Annotated in this window: 21 protein-coding genes; 10 read left to right on the forward strand and 11 right to left on the reverse strand. The window is 50.1% G+C overall.

The window, feature by feature from the left end; genetic code table 11:
• Nucleotides 1–408: 408 nt before the first annotated feature.
• A complete protein-coding gene (gene rpsI / locus P6910_RS17735) occupies nucleotides 409–801 on the reverse strand; it encodes a 30S ribosomal protein S9 (RefSeq protein ID WP_317142582.1) in 393 nt (130 codons plus the stop codon).
• Nucleotides 802–813: 12 nt separating this feature from the next.
• Nucleotides 814–1,242, reverse strand: a complete 429-nt coding sequence (gene rplM / locus P6910_RS17740) for a 50S ribosomal protein L13 (RefSeq protein ID WP_252176280.1) — start codon at nucleotides 1,240–1,242, stop codon at nucleotides 814–816.
• Between the two features lie 302 nt (nucleotides 1,243–1,544).
• On the opposite strand from rplM, the gene P6910_RS17745 reads away from it, so the two are divergent.
• From P6910_RS17745 to trpC, 7 genes are all read left to right on the forward strand, one after another.
• Nucleotides 1,545–2,576, forward strand: coding sequence for an NADP(H)-dependent aldo-keto reductase (locus P6910_RS17745; protein WP_317142583.1), 1,032 nt, complete (start codon nucleotides 1,545–1,547; stop codon nucleotides 2,574–2,576).
• A 245-nt stretch (nucleotides 2,577–2,821) separates the two neighbouring features.
• Nucleotides 2,822–3,499: a ribulose-phosphate 3-epimerase gene (gene rpe, locus P6910_RS17750; protein ID WP_317142584.1), complete on the forward strand. Its 678-nt coding sequence runs from the start codon at nucleotides 2,822–2,824 to the stop codon at nucleotides 3,497–3,499.
• An 88-nt stretch (nucleotides 3,500–3,587) separates the two neighbouring features.
• Complete coding sequence (locus tag P6910_RS17755) at nucleotides 3,588–4,274, forward strand: phosphoglycolate phosphatase (protein WP_317142585.1); 687 nt, start codon at nucleotides 3,588–3,590, stop codon at nucleotides 4,272–4,274.
• Nucleotides 4,275–4,631: 357 nt separating this feature from the next.
• Entirely contained in the window at nucleotides 4,632–6,158 is a 1,527-nt protein-coding gene (gene trpE / locus P6910_RS17760) for an anthranilate synthase component I (RefSeq protein WP_317142586.1), read from the forward strand.
• Nucleotide 6,159: 1 nt separating this feature from the next.
• Entirely contained in the window at nucleotides 6,160–6,738 is a 579-nt protein-coding gene (locus P6910_RS17765) for an aminodeoxychorismate/anthranilate synthase component II (protein ID WP_317142587.1), read from the forward strand.
• Nucleotides 6,739–6,817: 79 nt separating this feature from the next.
• A complete protein-coding gene (gene trpD / locus P6910_RS17770; protein WP_317142588.1) occupies nucleotides 6,818–7,855 on the forward strand; it encodes an anthranilate phosphoribosyltransferase in 1,038 nt (345 codons plus the stop codon).
• 3 nt (nucleotides 7,856–7,858) lie between these two features.
• Nucleotides 7,859–8,662: an indole-3-glycerol phosphate synthase TrpC gene (gene trpC, locus P6910_RS17775; RefSeq protein WP_317142589.1), complete on the forward strand. Its 804-nt coding sequence runs from the start codon at nucleotides 7,859–7,861 to the stop codon at nucleotides 8,660–8,662.
• A 93-nt stretch (nucleotides 8,663–8,755) separates the two neighbouring features.
• Here trpC and P6910_RS17780 read toward each other — a convergent pair whose 3' ends face one another.
• Entirely contained in the window at nucleotides 8,756–9,235 is a 480-nt protein-coding gene (locus P6910_RS17780; RefSeq protein ID WP_317142590.1) for a superoxide dismutase family protein, read from the reverse strand.
• A 406-nt stretch (nucleotides 9,236–9,641) separates the two neighbouring features.
• On the opposite strand from P6910_RS17780, the gene P6910_RS17785 reads away from it, so the two are divergent.
• Nucleotides 9,642–10,052, forward strand: a complete 411-nt coding sequence (locus tag P6910_RS17785; RefSeq protein WP_317142591.1) for an OsmC family protein — start codon at nucleotides 9,642–9,644, stop codon at nucleotides 10,050–10,052.
• 17 nt (nucleotides 10,053–10,069) lie between these two features.
• Here P6910_RS17785 and P6910_RS17790 read toward each other — a convergent pair whose 3' ends face one another.
• Both P6910_RS17790 and cysZ read right to left on the reverse strand, forming a co-directional pair.
• Nucleotides 10,070–10,411, reverse strand: a complete 342-nt coding sequence (locus tag P6910_RS17790; RefSeq protein ID WP_317142592.1) for a histidine triad nucleotide-binding protein — start codon at nucleotides 10,409–10,411, stop codon at nucleotides 10,070–10,072.
• Nucleotides 10,412–10,489: 78 nt separating this feature from the next.
• Complete coding sequence (cysZ, locus tag P6910_RS17795) at nucleotides 10,490–11,218, reverse strand: sulfate transporter CysZ (protein ID WP_317142593.1); 729 nt, start codon at nucleotides 11,216–11,218, stop codon at nucleotides 10,490–10,492.
• Between the two features lie 201 nt (nucleotides 11,219–11,419).
• On the opposite strand from cysZ, the gene trxB reads away from it, so the two are divergent.
• Nucleotides 11,420–12,370 carry a thioredoxin-disulfide reductase gene (gene trxB, locus P6910_RS17800; RefSeq protein ID WP_317142594.1) on the forward strand — a complete coding sequence of 317 codons (951 nt, stop codon included), beginning with the start codon at nucleotides 11,420–11,422 and terminating at the stop codon, nucleotides 12,368–12,370.
• A gap of 136 nt (nucleotides 12,371–12,506) precedes the next feature.
• Here trxB and P6910_RS17805 read toward each other — a convergent pair whose 3' ends face one another.
• Nucleotides 12,507–13,001: a YhcB family protein gene (locus P6910_RS17805; RefSeq protein ID WP_317142595.1), complete on the reverse strand. Its 495-nt coding sequence runs from the start codon at nucleotides 12,999–13,001 to the stop codon at nucleotides 12,507–12,509.
• Between the two features lie 284 nt (nucleotides 13,002–13,285).
• On the opposite strand from P6910_RS17805, the gene zapE reads away from it, so the two are divergent.
• On the forward strand, nucleotides 13,286–14,392 hold the full coding sequence (gene zapE, locus P6910_RS17810) for a cell division protein ZapE (protein ID WP_317142596.1): 1,107 nt from the start codon (nucleotides 13,286–13,288) through the stop codon (nucleotides 14,390–14,392).
• 917 nt (nucleotides 14,393–15,309) lie between these two features.
• Here zapE and P6910_RS17815 read toward each other — a convergent pair.
• The 5 genes from P6910_RS17815 to P6910_RS17835 all read right to left on the reverse strand — a co-directional run bounded on the left by P6910_RS17815 (nucleotide 15,310) and on the right by P6910_RS17835 (nucleotide 18,548).
• Nucleotides 15,310–15,642: a type II toxin-antitoxin system RelE/ParE family toxin gene (locus P6910_RS17815; protein ID WP_317142597.1), complete on the reverse strand. Its 333-nt coding sequence runs from the start codon at nucleotides 15,640–15,642 to the stop codon at nucleotides 15,310–15,312.
• Nucleotides 15,639–15,860: a hypothetical protein gene (locus P6910_RS17820; protein ID WP_317142598.1), complete on the reverse strand. Its 222-nt coding sequence runs from the start codon at nucleotides 15,858–15,860 to the stop codon at nucleotides 15,639–15,641. Before P6910_RS17820 ends, P6910_RS17815 begins: the two co-directional genes overlap by 4 nt.
• Nucleotides 15,861–16,024: 164 nt before the next feature.
• Nucleotides 16,025–16,843 carry a co-chaperone DjlA gene (djlA, locus tag P6910_RS17825; protein WP_317142599.1) on the reverse strand — a complete coding sequence of 273 codons (819 nt, stop codon included), beginning with the start codon at nucleotides 16,841–16,843 and terminating at the stop codon, nucleotides 16,025–16,027.
• On the reverse strand, nucleotides 16,840–17,505 hold the full coding sequence (murU, locus tag P6910_RS17830; RefSeq protein WP_317146568.1) for an N-acetylmuramate alpha-1-phosphate uridylyltransferase MurU: 666 nt from the start codon (nucleotides 17,503–17,505) through the stop codon (nucleotides 16,840–16,842). The genes djlA and murU overlap by 4 nt, the downstream gene beginning before the upstream one ends.
• 5 nt (nucleotides 17,506–17,510) lie before the next feature.
• Nucleotides 17,511–18,548: an aminoglycoside phosphotransferase family protein gene (locus tag P6910_RS17835; protein WP_317142600.1), complete on the reverse strand. Its 1,038-nt coding sequence runs from the start codon at nucleotides 18,546–18,548 to the stop codon at nucleotides 17,511–17,513.
• Nucleotides 18,549–18,638: the final 90 nt, after the last annotated feature.

Genomic DNA, 18,638 nt, shown 5'->3' on the forward strand with positions numbered 1-18,638 from the left:
TACAAGAGTTACGTCTCTTAATAAGAGAAAAATCTTTAAATGACCTTTCTCTCACCCCCTATCAAAGCTTTGTCTGATTATTTGTCCCACCTAAGCAGCAGAGCGTAATGATACTGGTTTTAGTTTCTATACAAAAGCCTTACATGAAGTTTTCCTGATCCTCGGAATCAAACCCTTACGCCGCAGGAGCTCCAGCACCCGCAATTGTCCACTGGCATAAACTATTACATCCAGCCCGGGTCGCATTTGTCTCTCAACCAGCACTGATTAAGTTTGTTTTTATACAACCGACCTTCGCTAGCGATACAAAACACCAGCGATCGTACAGTTTTCTTTTTTCAGCCAAAAAAAAAACGCCCGCATAAAGCGGGCGTTTTCTGCAGCGTCTGAAAACAGACGCCAGCGACATCAACGCTTGGAGAACTGTGGACGCTTACGCGCTTTGCGCAGACCCACTTTCTTACGTTCAACTTCACGTGCATCACGAGTCACATAGCCAGCTTTACGCAGAGGAGAACGCAGGCTCTCATCGTACTGGATCAGCGCACGAGTGATACCGTGACGGATAGCGCCGGCCTGACCGGAACCACCACCACCGTTAACGGTGATTTTGATGTCGAATTTTTCCAGCAGCTCGGTCAGTTCCAGAGGCTGGCGAACAACCATACGAGCAGTCTCACGACCGAAGTATTCGTCCAGGCTACGGCCATTGACAAAAATATTGCCAGAACCAGATTTCAGGAAAACGCGAGCGGTAGAAGACTTACGACGTCCGGTACCGTAGTATTGAGTCACTGACATGGCTACCCCCGATTAAATGTCCAGTTTCTGTGGCTGTTGAGCGGCATGCGGATGCTCAGTACCAGCGTAAACTTTCAGCTTACGGTACATATCGCGACCCAGAGGGCCTTTTGGCAGCATGCCTTTAACAGCTTTTTCGATGACCATTTCTGGCTTGTGCGCAATCAGCTTTTCAAAACTGGCTGAACGCAGACCACCAGGGAAGCCAGTGTGACGGTAATACATCTTGTCAGACGCTTTACGACCAGTAACATGAACCTTCTCAGCATTAACAACAACGATGTAATCGCCAGTGTCAACGTGAGGAGTGTATTCTGGCTTATGCTTGCCGCGCAGACGGGTTGCAATTTCGGTAGCCAGACGACCCAAGGTCTTGCCTTCAGCGTCGACCACGAACCAGTCACGTTTTACAGTTTCTGGTTTTGCACTAAAAGTTTTCATTAAATTCGCCTCAGTAGTATTGCTCTCGCAATACCTGTTCTTACTTGGCCGCCCTTCACAGGGAACTGATCAGGGATCGAAGCAAGGCTAATAGCTCCGGCAACGACCTGTTCAAACATGGGCGCTCAATTGGGAAACGGGAGCGGTATTATATCGTCTGTTTACAGGAATGAAACCCCCTTCTGATACATTAGAGTGTTCCTACGTACCCGCTGATACAAATAATCTGCAAATACCCTTGTGAACAGTGTAAATCCGGAGTTATTCTGCCATTGAACTGAAATCTTTGGAGCTTGATTTCAATGGAATACAGAAAACTGGGGCGCACCGATATTAACGTCAGTGTCCTTTGTCTCGGCACTATGACCTGGGGCGAGCAAAATACCGAACAGGAAGCATTTGCTCAACTGGATCGAGCTGTGGACTATGGTGTCAATTTTATTGACACTGCAGAAATGTATCCCGTACCGGCCAGGGAAGAAACTTATTCCCTTACAGAATCTATCATTGGTAGCTGGATAAAGCAGCGTGGCAAAAGCAATGATCTGGTCATTGCCACCAAGGTCTGCGGTCCCGGCCTGAAATATATAGACGGTGGCCGGATGATGACACCGAAACACATCCATAAGGCCATTGACGGCAGCCTGAAACGACTGGGCGTTGAAGCCATTGACCTTTATCAGCTGCACTGGCCTGATCGCAACACCAACTTCTTCGGAAAGCTCGGTTACGCTCACCACCACGGTTTCGACGGGACGCCGGTAGAAGAAACGCTTTCAGCCCTGGATGAGTTGGTTAAGGCCGGCAAGATCAAACACTATGGCCTCTCCAATGAAACCCCCTGGGGCGTTATGGAGCACCTCCGTATCAGCGGCGAAAAACACCTGCCAAGAGCCGTCAGTATTCAAAACCCCTATAATCTGCTGAACCGTTCTTTTGAGGTAGGTCTTGCTGAAATAGCCCACCGTGAGCAGGTAGGTCTTCTGGCGTACTCACCACTGGGATTTGGTGCTCTTTCGGGTAAATACATCGGCGGTGCGCGACCCGAAAACGCCCGATTAACGCTATTCCCTCACTACCAGCGCTATGACTCGCCTCAATCTCGCAGGGCCATCGAAGCCTATGTCCAGCTGGCAAAAGATTCAGGTCTGGATCCTGCCCAGATGGCACTGGCATTTGTCACATCCCGCCCTTTCCTGACCAGCAACATTATAGGCGCCACCACTCTGGAGCAACTGGAGAGCAACCTCGCTTCCAGCGATTTGCAGCTATCAGAATCGCTGCTGGAAGAAATTGAAAGCATTCACACCCTGCAGCCTAACCCTGCGCCCTGATTTATAATGCCCTATCCATCGGGTGTCAGTCTCAATGACACCCGACACCCCTGACACAGCCAACCTCTGTCAACAAGCAACAGGTCAAAGCATTTCAAAGCTTCAGGCACTTTCTGAAAGCACGATTCAAGGTAGTCAGTCCTGCGACTTAAAGGCAAATACTTTTTTGGTTAAGAACTGACATCGGCTGGGCAAAAGTCTAAAATCCCCCACATTTCTGATCGGAACTCACCGGAAACCAAAACATGCGTGACTTTATTATCGCCCCCAGCATACTTTCGGCTGACTTTGCCCGTCTTGGAGAAGAGGTAGACAACGTCATTGCTGCCGGAGCTGACTGGGTACACTTTGATGTCATGGATAACCATTACGTGCCCAACCTGACCATTGGCCCCATGGTTTGCAAGGCCCTGAGAAAGCATGGCGTTACAGCTCCCATCGATGTCCACCTGATGGTCAACCCGGTTGACCGCATAATCGGAGATTTTATTGAAGCCGGCGCCAGCATGATCACCTTCCACCCTGAAGCCTCTGATCATATTGATCGCAGCCTGCAGATGATTCGTGAAGGTGGCTGCAAAGCCGGTCTGGTATTGAATCCGGCAACCTCTCCCGATGTGATTGAATATGTGATCGACAAACTGGATATGATTCTGCTGATGTCCGTAAACCCGGGCTTTGGTGGCCAGAAATTCATTCCTTCGACTCTGCGCAAATTGCGCCACGTTCGCAAAATGATTGACGACAGTGGGCTGGACATTCATCTGGAGGTAGACGGCGGCGTTTGTGTACAAAACATTCGCCAGATCGCTGAAGCCGGCGCAGATGCTTTTGTTGCCGGTTCAGCCATCTTCAATGCCGGGGACTATCATGATGTTATCAGCCAAATGCGGACAGAGCTTTCCAAAGCAGAATCCCTCTGAAGCTGACCTCAGGGAGTAGAGTCGCCTGACTCTATTCCCTCTATGAACTCAGCCTCTATTAATCCCACCCTCTGGATATCTGAAAACAATGAAGTTGTTTGAATTGTTGGACAGCCCCGTTCAATTAATCATGTACGATCTGGATGGCACGCTGGTTGACAGTGCCCCCGATCTGGCAACAGCCCTGGATAAAATGCTGATAGAACTCAACCTGCCTGAAGCGGGTAATGAAAAAGCCAGACTCTGGGTAGGCAATGGCATTCCATCCCTGGTCAAAAGGGCTCTGGCTGACGACATGATGGGTGATCAACCCGGTGTTGTCGAAGAAGGTATCTTTGCCAAAGCTCTGGAGCGATTCAAACACCACTACGCCATTGAAGTTGGCCAGCACAGCGCTCTTTACCCCGGCGTATTCACCTTCCTCAGCCAGATTCACAAGGCGGGCATCAGGCAGGCTGTGGTAACCAACAAATCCGAAATCTTCACCAACCCACTGTTGAAGCGTATGGGCATTGATCACTTCTTTGAACTCAGCGTAGGTGGTGACAGCCTGAACGAGCAAAAGCCCCACCCCCTGCCTCTTCAGCACACCATGAAGCACTTTGACTGTAATACGCAGAACAGCCTTATGATCGGGGACTCCAGCAATGACGTAAAAGCGGCCAGAGCTGCAGATGTAAAAGTGGTGGGCCTTCCCTATGGCTATAACCATGGAGAGCCGATTGAGTCTGCACACCCCGACCTTGTTATCGATAGTCTGACGGATTTACTATGAAATCTGACCCTGAGCCCGGCATTCAGCCAAACTGCAAAGGCTCAGTGCAGAGGCAATAAACTACACAATTCAAGAGTCCCAGCGTTTGCATTAACCCTTGCAGTCATATAGTCTTCAAATCTTATTCGTACGACTGCGCCCAAAATAATTGCGGAGCCAGCAGTGATAGCAAGTCATTCAGAGACATACATCAATACAAGAGCCACTGAACTATCAGTGAGACCTTCTACCCCTACCTCAAAGCTTTCCTCCCGGCGATGGCTTGGCTGGCCCTGCGCCTGATTAAAAAGCCCCAACTCAGCCAAAACCCTGCGTTTTTAAGTACTTTTTAAACAGCCTGATAATAAAGAGGCCAGTATGACGCCTGAAGCATTTTCTCGTCTGGCCCGCGAAGGATATAACCGTATTCCTGTAACCCGGGAAATCCTGGCGGATCTGGACACACCCTTGACCACTTACCTGAAGCTGGCCAATGGTCGCTATTCATACCTGCTTGAGTCCGTGGAAGGCGGAGAAAAGTGGGGACGCTACTCCATGATTGGACTACCGTGCAGAACCATACTCCGGGTGTCAGGCTACAGCCCTGACTGCAAGGTCACACTGGAAACCGATGGTCAGATTGTTGAAGAGCATAACCCGGAAGACCCTCTGACCTTTATTAAACAGTTTCAACAAGGCTACAAAGTGGCTGAGCTCCCTGATCTGCCCCGCTTTACCGGCGGACTGGTAGGCTACTTTGCTTACGACACGGTCCGTTATATTGAAGAACGACTGAAACGAACAGCACCAAAAGATGAGCTAAACAACCCGGACATCATGTTGATGGTTTCTGATGAACTGGTGGTATTTGACAACCTCAGTGGCAAGTTGATTCTGGTGACTCATGCTGACCCGTCAGAACCTGCTGCCCTGGAAAAAGCAGAGTTTCGACTGGATGACCTGGTGCGGAGGCTGCAAACGACCAACGTACTGCCACCGGCACAGGCTTCACTGAACCCTGCCCGGGAAAATGATTTCAAATCCGGTTTCGGTCAGGAAGCCTTTGAAGGTGCAGTAGAAACTATCAGAGAATACATTCTGGCTGGAGACGCTATGCAGGTGGTTCCATCCCAGCGCATGACCATTCCTTTTGACAGCTCACCACTCAATCTTTACCGGGCTCTGCGCAGCACTAACCCATCTCCCTATATGTATTACATGGATCTGGGTGATTTTCATGTCGTAGGCTCATCACCTGAGATTCTGGCCCGTCTTGAAGACGGTGAAGTCACCGTCAGACCTATCGCCGGTACTCGTAAACGTGGTGCTACCGAAGAGCGGGATAAGGCACTGGAACAAGAACTGCTGAATGACCCCAAAGAACTGGCAGAACACCTGATGCTCATCGACCTGGGAAGAAACGACGTTGGACGTGTAGCAAAAACGGGCAGTGTTAGCCTGACCGACAAGATGATCATTGAACGTTACTCTCACGTTATGCATATAGTGTCGAATGTCACTTGTCGTTTAAAAGACGGTATGGATGCCATGGATGTGCTCAAAGCAACACTGCCAGCAGGTACTCTCAGTGGCGCACCGAAAGTACGCGCCATGGAAATTATTGATGAACTGGAACCTGTCAAGCGCGGGGTTTACGGCGGAGCAGTGGGTTATCTGGCATGGAACGGCAACATGGATACTGCCATTGCCATTCGCACTGCCGTGATCAAAGATCGCAAACTCCACGTACAGGCTGGTGCAGGCATTGTCGCCGACTCAGTTCCCGAAATGGAATGGAAAGAAACCATGAATAAGGGGCGAGCCCTCTTCAAAGCCGTTGCCATGGCTCAGACAGGTCTGTCTGCTGCTTCCAGCAACCAGAAGCAGACAGGGGAGCGAAACTAAGATGCTTTTAATGATCGACAACTACGATTCGTTCACCTGGAATCTGGTTCAGTACTTTGGCGAACTGGGTCAGGAAGTGGTAGTGCATCGTAACGACCACATAACTCTGGAACAGATCCAAACCCTCAACCCGGAACGTATAATCATTTCACCCGGCCCCTGCACACCCAATGAGGCCGGTATCTCCATGAAAGCCATTGCTCAATTCAGTGGCAAGAAGCCCATTCTTGGTGTCTGCCTGGGACACCAGAGCATAGGTCAGGTCTTTGGTGGCAAAGTAGTCCGAGCCCGGCTAGTCATGCATGGAAAGGTTTCACCTGTTTATCACAAGGGGCTGGGTGTATTCACAGGCCTGCCCAATCCGGTCACAACAACCCGCTACCACTCACTGGTTGTTGAAAAAGAGAGCTTGCCAGACTGTTTTGAAATTACCGCCTGGACTCAGCACGAAGATGGCAGCATGGATGAGATCATGGGGATTCGCCACAAGACCTTACCCCTGGAAGGCGTCCAGTTCCATCCGGAATCCATCATGACCGACCGAGGCCACGACATGCTGGAAAATTTCCTGAAGCAATAAAGACCATGGTCACAGAAGCCATACTTTACAGACAGACATTCAGAAGAACGATTGACAACCCCGACTGGAGCCAGATTACATGAATATTAAAGAGGGCATTTCCCGCGCTGTCAGCCGTCTTGACCTGAGCCGTGACGAGATGATGAGCATCATGCGCGACATCATGACAGGCCAGTGCACCAATGCCCAGATTGGCTCATTCCTGACCGCCATGCGCATGAAAAGCGAAAGCATTGAAGAAATTACCGGGGCCACCCAGGTACTGAGAGAAATGGTTACCGCGGTTGAGGTTAACGCTGACCACCTGGTGGATATTGTCGGCACCGGGGGTGATGGTGCACACCTGTTCAATGTATCAACCGCTTCCTCATTTGTCGCTGCCGCCGCCGGTGCCTCTGTTGCCAAGCACGGCAACCGGGGGGTATCCAGCTCCAGCGGCAGTGCTGACCTGCTGGAAAGAGCAGGCATTCAGCTGGGTATCAGTCCTGAACAGGTAGCACGCTGTACTGAACAAGTGGGGGTGGGCTTCATGTTTGCTCCGGCTCACCACTCCGCCATGAAAAACGTTGTCGGTGTCCGCAAGGAGCTCGGCATCAGAACCTTCTTCAACATCCTGGGCCCCATGTCCAACCCCGCCAGTGTAAAAAACCTTGTCATCGGTGTGTTTACCCGTGAACTCTGCCGCCCTATGGCCGAGGTTCTGCGTGAGCTGGGCAACAAGCACATCATGGTCGTACACTCTATGGATGGTCTGGACGAAATCAGTATCGCCAGCGAAACTTTTGTAGCTGAGCTGAAAGACGGCGAAATTCATGAATACGTGATCAAGCCAGAGAACTTTGGCATTGAATCCCGGAGCCTGATCGGGTTGAGTGTAGAAGGTTCCGGGGACTCACTGGCGCTAATCAGGGACGCCCTGGGTAAATGGGAAGGCGAATACGCCAACAAAGCGGCAGACATGATCGCGCTGAACGCTGGTGCGGCCATTTATGTTTCCGGTGTCGCCAGCAGTCTGCAGGAAGGGATCGCCATGGCACAGGATGCTATTGCCAGCGGGCTGGGCCTGGAAAAAATGCGTGAGCTGGCCAGCTTCACACAAGTGATTGCGGAGGGGTAACAAATGTCTATGCCAACCATCCTCAACACAATTGTTGAGAGAAAACGTGAAGAAGTCGCAGAGCGTCAGGCAGCACTGTCCATGCAGGAAGTTATTACCAGAGCCCGTCACACTGAAGAGACCCGTGGCTTTGCCAAAAGCCTGGAAGCCCGGACAGAAGCCCAGCAGGCAGCCATCATTGCCGAAATCAAAAAAGCGTCTCCCAGCAAAGGGGTGATTCGCGAAAATTTTGATCCGTCCAGCATTGCCCGGAGCTACGAAAAAGCAGGTGCCAGCTGCCTGTCCGTATTGACTGACAAGGACTTTTTCCAGGGTGCCGAAAGCTACCTTCAGGAAGCCCGCTCAGCCTGTGCCCTGCCTGTTTTGCGCAAAGACTTTATGATCGACCCATGGCAGATTTATGAATCCCGCATGATTGGTGCAGACTGTATCCTGCTGATCGCTGCCTGCCTCACAGATGGTGAACTTCAGGAGTTCAGCAGCACTGCCCTGGACCTGGGGATGGATGTTCTGGTAGAGGTCCATGGTGCCGATGAGCTGGAACGTGCTTTACCGCTGGAAGGAACATTACTGGGCATCAATAACCGAAATCTGCATACTTTTGAAGTCACATTGGACAATACGTTCTCTCTGCTCAGTGAGATTCCGGAAGGCAGAAAAGTGATTACAGAAAGCGGCATCCATACAACAGAAGACGTGGATAGTATGTTCTCGAAGGGCGTGAACAGCTTCCTGGTCGGTGAAGCTTTTATGCGTCAGGAAGATCCGGGTGAAGGGTTGAAAAAACTGTTTAGTCAATACCTTTAACACCGCAGATTGAAGACCAGCAGCCAGGAGGCTGTCGCATTGCTGCCTCCAGCCCCTGGCCCGGGTTCCATCCGCTCAAACGCCCAACTATCACTACTTGAAGACCCCGCAGGCAATCCTTGAATCGACACCTTCTGGCGTGTTATTGCCAATGACAGCAGTGCCGGAGTGGATGACCAGCGAGCGTCCTTTCAAATCAGTCAGTTTCAAATTCTTGGCAACCACCGGAACTGTGGAGAAACCCTTGTCGTCTACAGTAAGCCCGGGCAAATCATCGAGAGGCCCTCCGGCTGCCAGGGCTGCCAGCATTAGGTCATTTTTGGAGCCCGGTTCGCAGCTGGGGTTTTCATGAACACGAAAACCATGCTCTCCGGGCGGCAGGTCATAAAGATTAGGTGTGAACTGCACCCCTCCTCCGGAGGCTTCAGAAACAGTCACCGTTCCCAGTTCTGCTCCTACACCGGTAGGAGAAACCTGATTCACCACGACCGTATAGCTTTCATTGGAGGTACATGCAGAAAGCATTGCTGTCACGACTACTATACCCGATAGCGCACTGACTTTATTGAACATGATTGCCAACTCCGGGAGAAATGAGGTTGTAAAACAGCAATATAGCCATGCTTATTCGGGTTTACTTAATACACTGCCTGAAAAAACAGGCTTTTTACGGTTTTGTTCCAAAAAAACTCGTTAACATTCCCGGCCGTTATTATGTTGCTTCCGACTTACCAGTATCACTGCTCTTAGGACCGTGATGGCTCCTGCTCAGAGAGCGTGACATTCACAGGATAATCCCGGTTAGCCTGACATCCTGCTGCTGAGGTAAGATAGCGGCTTGATACCCATTGGATTTGGATAAAAGACGATGGGGATATTTTTCTGGCTGCTCTTATGAAACCTCCATCACAAGCTCCCGACTTCCAAAGCTTGCGGTTTTGAGACTGAGAGCCCTGTTCAAGAAAGGAAATACGCTGTAATGAAAGCACAAGTTAAATGGGTGGATAAGGAACGTTTTCTGGGACTGACTGACAGTAATAACTCTGTTGTCATGGATGCAGATAGAAATGTTAAATCTGCACCGAGCCCGATGGAACTTATTCTGATGGGTCTGGGTGGCTGTTCATCCGTCGATGTGATCGGTATTCTGAAAAAAGCTCGCCAGAAGGTCGTTGACTGCCACGTTGATATTCAGGCTGAACGTGCCGACGCTGTACCTGCTGTCTTCACCAAAATTCACTTGAACTTTGTGGTTAAAGGCACCGCAGTAAAAGAATCCCATGTTGAGCGTGCGATAGAGCTGTCTGCAGACAAGTATTGCTCGGTTGCCAAGATGCTGGGCAAGGGTGATGTAGAAATCACCCACAGCTTTGAGATTATCGAAGCCTGAGTCACAGCCGTGGCTCGTCAGCCCGGTGGCCAGCTCATCTGACGACCACCAATCAGGTGGAGATGAATGTGGTAAACCGACTGACAGCCATGACTATTACAGTTCATCACCGTTCTGTAGCCGTCTTCGGCAAAACCTTCATCTTTAGCGATCTGACTGGCCACCAGCGCCATTTTCCCCAAAACCGCCTGATCTGCCGGAGTGGCATCGTTAAGCGTTGCGATATGCTTCTTGGGAATGACCTGAACATGAACGGGCCCCTGGGGATTGATATCCCTGAACGCAAGAACATCGTCGTCTTCATAGACCTTGTCGACGGGGACCTCCCCTTCGGCGATCTTGCAGAAAAGACAGCTCATTAATTGACCTCCGGGCCTTTGAGTCGAAAAACTGAATTAAGCCTAACACCAGATTCCTTAGCCCGAAAGGCTTCTGCACTACTCAATCCTGTCTTCCCAAAGCAGTGTCGACCCCACGACAGCAGCGGGCATGATCAGTAAGTTGATAAAAGGAATCAGCATAAACAGTGTGACGGCTGTACCAAAGCCCCAGACGTAATTTCGATCCTGCTTTAGACGCTCCAGCATATCATTAAACGACACCCCCCTGTTGTCCGCGGCATAGTCACAGTATTGGATCGACATCATCCAGCTGTTGAACAGAAACCAGAGCACAGGGGTGACGAGGTTCACCACGGGAATAAAGGATAAAATTAACAAAACCACGGCCTTGGGCAGGTAGTAGATGAGTTTTCTGACCTCCCGGCCTATGGCTCTGGGTAACAGGGTCAGCCAGTCTTTCAACTCGTATTCCGGCAGGTCTGTCTTGCCATGAAGGTTCTGAACTTTTTCGGCAAGAAGCCCATTGAAGGGTGCCGCAATAAAATTCCCGACGATGGTAAAAGTAAAAAAGACAACTCCCAGCATGGCCAGGAATAACAGGGGCCAGAGCAGGAATTCAAGGAAAGACAGCCAGTCAGGCAACCAGTTAAGCAGCTGCTCCATCAGCACGCCCATTTGCTGAAGACCGAAATAGATCAGGAATCCAAACACCAGAATATTAACGGTCAGGGGAATCAACACAAACAGGCGGATGGCCGGATCGGGAAGATAGGATATGCCCTTGAAAAAATAACCGGGTCCACTTCCCGGTGCAGGCGTCGGCATGGCAGAGTTCCTTTTATTGATGTTACACAACTGCTGACAATTGGCAGTGAAGTTGATGACGAATACAGACCAATCGCTGAAGAGATTCTGGTTCTCGTCAGCACAAGCCGTTATTATTCACACAGTTTAACGAATTATGAATCCTTTACCGACAGAGATTCTCTTTGTCTCTGACAGTCATTCCTGATCGAGGAGTAAAATGTGAGTGAAGCCAAGCACGTCAAGCTGCTGATTCTGGGTTCCGGTCCTGCAGGATACACAGCTGCGGTTTACGCTGCCCGGGCAAACCTGAAGCCGGTTATGATCACTGGTATGCAACAGGGCGGGCAGTTGACGACTACTACCGACGTGGACAACTGGCCAGGAGGCCCCGAAGGTCTTCAGGGACCCGGCCTGATGGAAGATATGCGCATCCATGCAGAACGCTTTGGTACCGAAATCATCTTTGATCATATCGAAGAAGTCGATCTGGGCAAGAAGCCATACACCCTGAAAGGTAACGATACCTACACCTGTGACTCCCTGATTATCAGCACTGGTGCCAGCGCTCGCTACCTGGGTCTGGACAGTGAAGAAGCCTTCAAGGGCAGAGGTGTTTCTGCCTGTGCCACCTGTGATGGATTCTTCTACAAAAACAAGGACGTCGTGGTAGTGGGTGGCGGTAACACCGCTGTCGAGGAAGCCCTCTATCTTTCCAACATTGCAAAGAAAGTTACACTCATTCACCGCCGCAAGGGCTTCCGTGCAGAAAAAATTCTGCAGGACAAGATGATCGACCGAGTAGAAAACGGCAACATGGAGCTGGCTCTCGATGCCACTCTGAATGAAGTACTGGGAGATAGTATGGGCGTGACAGGCGTTCGCATCAAGGATGTCAATACTGGCGAGACCCGCGAAATCAACGCTGAAGGCTGCTTCATTGCCATCGGCCATACGCCGAACACTGGTATTTTTGAAGGCCAGCTGGAAATGAAAGACGGCTACATTAAAGTCAACAGCGGTTCAGAAGGCAATGCAACACTGACTTCCAGAGAAGGCGTATTCGCTGCGGGTGACGTTATGGATCACGTTTACCGTCAGGCTATTACCTCTGCCGGCACAGGCTGTATGGCAGCTCTGGATGCCGAGAAATACCTCGACTCTCTGTCCTGATCATAGAGCCCCGCCATTGGGGCTGTCGTAAAACTCCGGTTCCCACGCTCCCGGGCCTTTTGGGTCTCGGCCCGGGAGCGGAGTGTTGGAATTTTGCGCTCGCTTCTGTTGCTGGCTTGCAGACTTTTTAAAAGAATCAGGAAGCTTTTTGGCTACTCACCGCCTCTTGAGCTTCAGTTGTTACCCTGAAGTCTTCAGACAGAGTACCTTTCTCATCCGGAGCTGTTGTCTTGGGTGCATAATCCAGTGGCTGCTCCAAAGGCTTCGCACGTTCGCTATGACGCTTGGGAATCTGACCCGACAACAGAGCTGTGCTGCTGATCAGAGAATCACTGAGCTTGTTCTTGACACTGTCATCGTTACACAGTGAATCAGCTCCGTTAGCCATATGCTCATAGACATCTTTATAGCTGTCCGTCAGCTTGTTAATCAGGTGAGCCGTTGTGTTGAAATGATCGGCTACGTTATCCTGATACTGCTTGAAATCAGCTTCCAGTTCGATCAGCTGAGCTTCCATTTTGCCTCGATCCGAACGGGAACCTGCCAGAAGATGATACAAAAGTGCGCCACCGGCCATACCCGCCAGAAATGCCAAACTGCCTAAAAACCAAAGTACATTCACATTTTCCACAGCATCGCCTCATTGGGTGGAACATTTCACGTCCTTTATTGCTGTCAAAGTTATAATCTTTTATGCGCAAAGTATAGAGCGGTTGTGTAACATCGGGATGCCAAAACATACCTTGTCCTGCTGAAGCCGGAAGGATACATTGTGCTCCGTTATTCCAGACTGCGGTAATGGTGGTAGTTCGACTTATGCCTGCCGATACAGGAATGAGCCGGAACGGTTTCAACAACCCTGGATATGACACCCGTAAACAACGGACCTAGTGAAATAACAACTGAATGACTAGCATGACCCCGGAATCTCGTTACCAGCAGGACTTAAAGAAAGACAGCTTCAGCTATGACCCGGCTCAGGAAGCAGCGGTTCAGCATCTTCAGCGTCTTTTTGATCAGCTGACCGCTGAAGCTCCGCGCACCTCCCTGCTCAAACGCATCAACCCTTTTGCAGGCAAAGAACCCCACACTGTTCGTGGACTCTACTTCTGGGGTGGCGTTGGCCGGGGCAAAACCTATCTGATGGACACCTTTTATGACTGCCTCCCGTTCTCCGAGAAAAAACGCATGCACTTTCATCACTTCATGCGCTGGGTTCACGGTGAACTGAAAAAGCTGTCCGGAGAAAAAAACCCTCTGGATAAAGTGGCAGAAATACTGGCTGTAGAAACCCGGGTCATCTGCTTTGACGAGTTCTTTGTCTCAGACATCACCGACGCTATGCTTCTGGGTGGACTCTTTGAGCAACTTTTTCAAAGAGGCATTACACTGGTGGCGACTTCCAACGTGATACCCGATCAACTCTATAAAGACGGCTTGCAAAGAGCCCGATTCCTGCCAGCCATTGCCCAGATAAAAGAACATACCCTGGTGGTCAACGTTGATGGCGGCACCGACTATCGCCTGCGTCTGCTGGAAAAAGCAGACACTTACTTCAACCCCCTGGGAGCGGAAGCTGATCTGCATTTGCAGAAAACATTCAATGACCTTGCACCGGACATCAGCCACTGCAGGGAAGCCGACGTCATTGAGATAGCGGGCCGCTCCATCAACAGCAAACGCACCTGCGAAGACATAGGCTGGTTTAGTTTCGGGGCACTCTGTGACGGTCCAAGAAGCCAGAACGACTACATAGAGCTGGCCTGCCTTTACCAAACCGTCATTCTGGAAAATGTACCCCAGATGGGCGAGAAGAAAGACGATCAGGCCAGACGTTTCATCAATCTGGTTGACGAATTCTATGACCGCAACGTTAAGCTCATTCTGACTGCTGCAACGCCCTTGCCTGAACTCTATACCTCCGGCAAGCTGAACTTTGAATTCCAGCGCACGATCAGTCGCCTGCAAGAGATGCAATCCAAAGAATACCTGTCGCAACCTCACGACCCGATTTTGTCATAAAACAGAAGGCTGGGCTCAAACGGGCCCGCCCCCGGAACCATGGGTTTTGAGCCTGTAAGCTGCCTGATTATGGCGATTCCTGGTGGCGCGGTGCTTACCGCAATAATGGGGTGGATTTCAGATAGGGCGGGGATTGGCTGGGCCTTTATTATTCCGCTGGTCGGATTGACTTACCTCGCATGATTTGGTCTCAAAGGGAGTAAAGCCTGATTTCATAGTGAAAACGTTCTGGCAGATTGCCAAGGCTGCACCTGCCAGTTTGCTGAAGCTCAGCTCAGAGTGACTCTTCGATCCCATATTGTTTTTGCAGCAGGTTCATAAATCTGACAGCGAATATACCTCACAGAACTCCTTACTTGTTTCAACCGTTTCACTGGATAAAAGCAGTAGACCTCGGTACGCTCTCTTTTCAAAACAACCCGGGTCGTGGATGGAATGTGCCAGTACATGAATCGCTGTCTGACAATATTCATGGAAGAATCTCCTGAGAGAGAGAAGGCGTCCCTTCCAATGCAACAGGCATTCCATGTTCTGCGTTTGAGAGAAACATTAGTCCTATCCCTCTCGGGAAAGCTCCTGACTAAATGCTCCCGAATTATTTACTTTTCCGGTGCTCTCGAATCTTCGAGTAGAGCTTACAAGGCAGTCAAAAGGTATCTCATAATATTTCCAATTGACTTATTTAATCGACAGACACTAGCAGCCTGTCGGACTTAAGTCTGCCCTACGCGGCAACTGCTCCTGCGTTGCTCTAGCTCCTGCATCCGTGCAGTCGTGCGGTTGCGATAAATTGGTCTAAAAATTCCTGCCTCTTCGTCAAATAGCCCCGCTATTCTCCTCAGAAGCAGAAATTTTTATCCTCAATTTCTCGCAATCCTCGCTACGGGCGCTTAAGTCCGACAGGCTGCTAGTCCGAACTATCGCAGGTAACGGTCAATTATATTCTGAATCTCACTGGCTTGAATATCTGACTGCTCTGTTTTGCTATAGAGGGTTACCAAAATAATATCTTTTTGGGCTTTCAGATAGTAGATGACTCGATATCCAACGCTTTTGCCTCGCTTCGAATCCTTGTTTCTTAACCTGACTTTATACAAAACGTCGCCGGACACCTGAAGTCTGTCGCCGGGTGTTTGTCCCGCTGCCAACGTATCTAGAAGCGGTTCCAGGTCTTCTCGAATACTGCGGTATTTTTTAAATAACCTGATCAGTGAGCGTTTGAATTCTGGCGTGTATTGAAGCTTTATCAATGCTCAAGACCTTGCCACAGATCCTCTATGGGCTTGAGGTCGTTTTCAGTAATTTCTTTCCAGCCTTTTTCAAACGAATTTTCTGCACTATCGAAGGCAACACTCTCACGAAAGCTATGAACAATAGTCAACAGTGCCGGTAAGAATTCAGGAGGTACTTGCTTTATCTCACTCAGCAACCTCTTTTGCACATCAGTTTCATTTTTACTTTCTTTCATGGTTGACCAACTCAGTGATAAGCACGACACACATTACATAAATGAAAGAATCTCCTGAGAGAGATGGCGTCCCTTCCAATACTAAAGGCAATCCATGCTCTGCACTTGAGAGAAACATTAGCCCTCTCCCTCTCGGGAAAGTTCCCTACAAAAATACACCAGAATTACTTACTTTTCCGGTGCTCTCGAATCTGGTCGTAAGCCGCCTGGATTTCCTGAGTTTTCTGCTTGGCGACTTCCATCATCTCCTCGGGCAGACCTCTGGCCACCAGCTTGTCTGGATGGTGCTGACTCATCAGCTTACGGTAGGCTCTTTTCACTTCACTGTCTGTCGCAGAAGATTCAACCCCCAGCACTTCATAAGCTTTGGAGAGACTTTTTCCGCTGTCTGGACGTGCCCAGCCGCCACCCTGCCCCCCCCCGGCATGATAATAAGCTCTCTGAGCCTGAAACCTTTTGTGAAGCAACTCAAAACTGATCTTACTGACACCCAGTTGATCACATACCTGTTTGAAAACAACCCGCTCAGCCTGAGTCAGGCTGCCATCGGCGTATGCAGCCTGCAGCTGAATTTCAAGGAACAGGGGAAGCAGGGTACTTGAACCTGCAACTCTGCGAAACTCAGCCAAGGCGGCACTAATATCTGCCGAAGGCTGCTTACCCTGGTTAAAAAGATTGATTGCAGCCTCACGCTGATCCGGTGAGAGACGCATCTGATTCATAATGGCCGATGCCATTTCAATCTCATGCTCACTGACTCGCCCGTCAGCCTTGGCCAGCTTGCCCATCACCAGAAAAGTGGCCTGAAAAAATGCACTCTGGGCGCGCTGCCGATTAAAATGCCCCCCGGGACCGCCACCGTAGCGTTGATTGGGATTAATATAATTACGGTTCAACCAGGCGCCCAGTATGCCACCCAAAAACGCCCCGAAAGGTCCTCCAAACATAAAACCGGCGAATACACCGATCAGAATTGCCGTCATGTTGCCCTGCTCTGATTTAAATGTTCTTCCAGACTCTGCAAGCGTTCCACTGTGCCGACATCAGTCCAGAGTCCGCAATAATGTTCTCCCGCCACTTTGCCCGAGGCCATCGCATCAATCAACAGAGGTGCGAGCCTGAAGGCTCCGGATTTACAATCCGCAAAGAGTTCGGGTGACAATACACTCAGCCCACTGAAAGTCAGCTTGTTCTTACCATCTTTATGAACCCGTCCAAGACTGTCCAGGGCAAAATCACCGACTTCCTTGAAGTCAGGATTATCCACCAACACCAGGTGAGCTAACCCCCTGGGTGTATCTGGTAAAGACTGGAAAGCAAAGTCAGTATAAACATCGCCATTGACCAGCAGGAAAGGATCATCCCCCAACAGCGGCAACGCCCTGAACACGCCCCCACCGGTTTCCAGAGGCTCAGACTCCGCTGAATATTCAATATTCAAACCCCAATGGCTGCCATTGCCCAGAGCCGCAACCAGTTTTTCTCCCAGCCAGGCATGATTGATCACTATGTCTGTGAAGCCACTCTCCGAGAGCCTTTCCAGATGATGCACTATCAGTGGCTTACCAGCCACTTCCACCAGTGGCTTGGGTTTTTCCAAAGTCAGCGGCCTGAGTCTTTTTCCCAGACCCGCAGCAAGAATCATTGCTTTCACTGTTCAGTCTCTTTCCGTGTAGCTGCAATACAATCGTTAAGAATCGGTGCCACAGACTGCTTGAGCCATCTGGCATGAAAATCCAGCTCCTGGTAACGTTCACAAACATCCATGACATAAGCAAAGGTCGCTGGTATCTCTGACAGGTACTGAGGCTTGTTATCCCGGAACCAGAGTCGGGAGAATATTCCGAGACACTTGAGGTGTCGCTGTAGTCCAATCCAGTCAAACCATTTAAGGCTGGTTTCAAAGTTCACATCCTTGAGCCGGGGGTGAGACTTGATAAACATCCTCAACCAACTCTCCACCTTGTCTCTGGGCCAGCTGATATAACAATCTTTCAGCAAAGAAACAGCGTCATACAACACGGGACCATGAAGGGCTCCCTGAAAATCAATGACCCCCAGGTTCCCTTTCGAAAGCACCATCAGGTTTCTGGAATGAAAGTCACGGTGAACGACTCCCTTGGGTTGTTGCAAGGCTGTCTCGGTAAGAAGTTCAAACAGCTCGCTGAGTTGCCTGCCGGTGGTACCTTCAATGCCCAACCCCAACAGTTCTTTCAGAAACCAATGGGGGTAGATTTCCAGCTCTGTCATCAACATTTCACGACTATAAGGGGGGAGTGTGTCAGGCTCACACTTCTGGATTTGCAAAATAATATCCAGAGCCTTTTCATAGAACTCGTCAGCAGTGCTATCATTCAGGGCTTGAAGTAACAGGGTGTCGCCAAAGTCATCCACCAGCATAAAGCCTGACTGATAATCAACCGACCGTATGTCTGGCACAGAGACTCCCTGAGACTTGAGCAAACCGGCAATGGAGACAAAAGCACGGGAGTCTTCAGTTTCTGGCGGAGCGTCTACTGCCAACAATGAGCCTTCAGGGAGTTGCAATCGATAATAACTCCTGAAGCCGGCATCACCACCCACAGGTATCATTTGGGCAGCCCGGTCGAGTAAAGCCTGACTCGGCGGTAAGGCCTTGTACACCCACTGCTTTAATTGCTGCAGGCGATCGTTTGGAGAGGGTGTCACTTGCTTTACATATCCTGTATTGATTGAGCGGCCACCTACAGATTCAGAGGCTCCATTGCCTATGTCTCTTTTACTCTTGAATGTCTATGC

Source organism: Endozoicomonas sp. 8E, from assembly GCF_032883915.1.
Taxonomy (GTDB): Bacteria; Pseudomonadota; Gammaproteobacteria; order Pseudomonadales; family Endozoicomonadaceae; genus Endozoicomonas_A.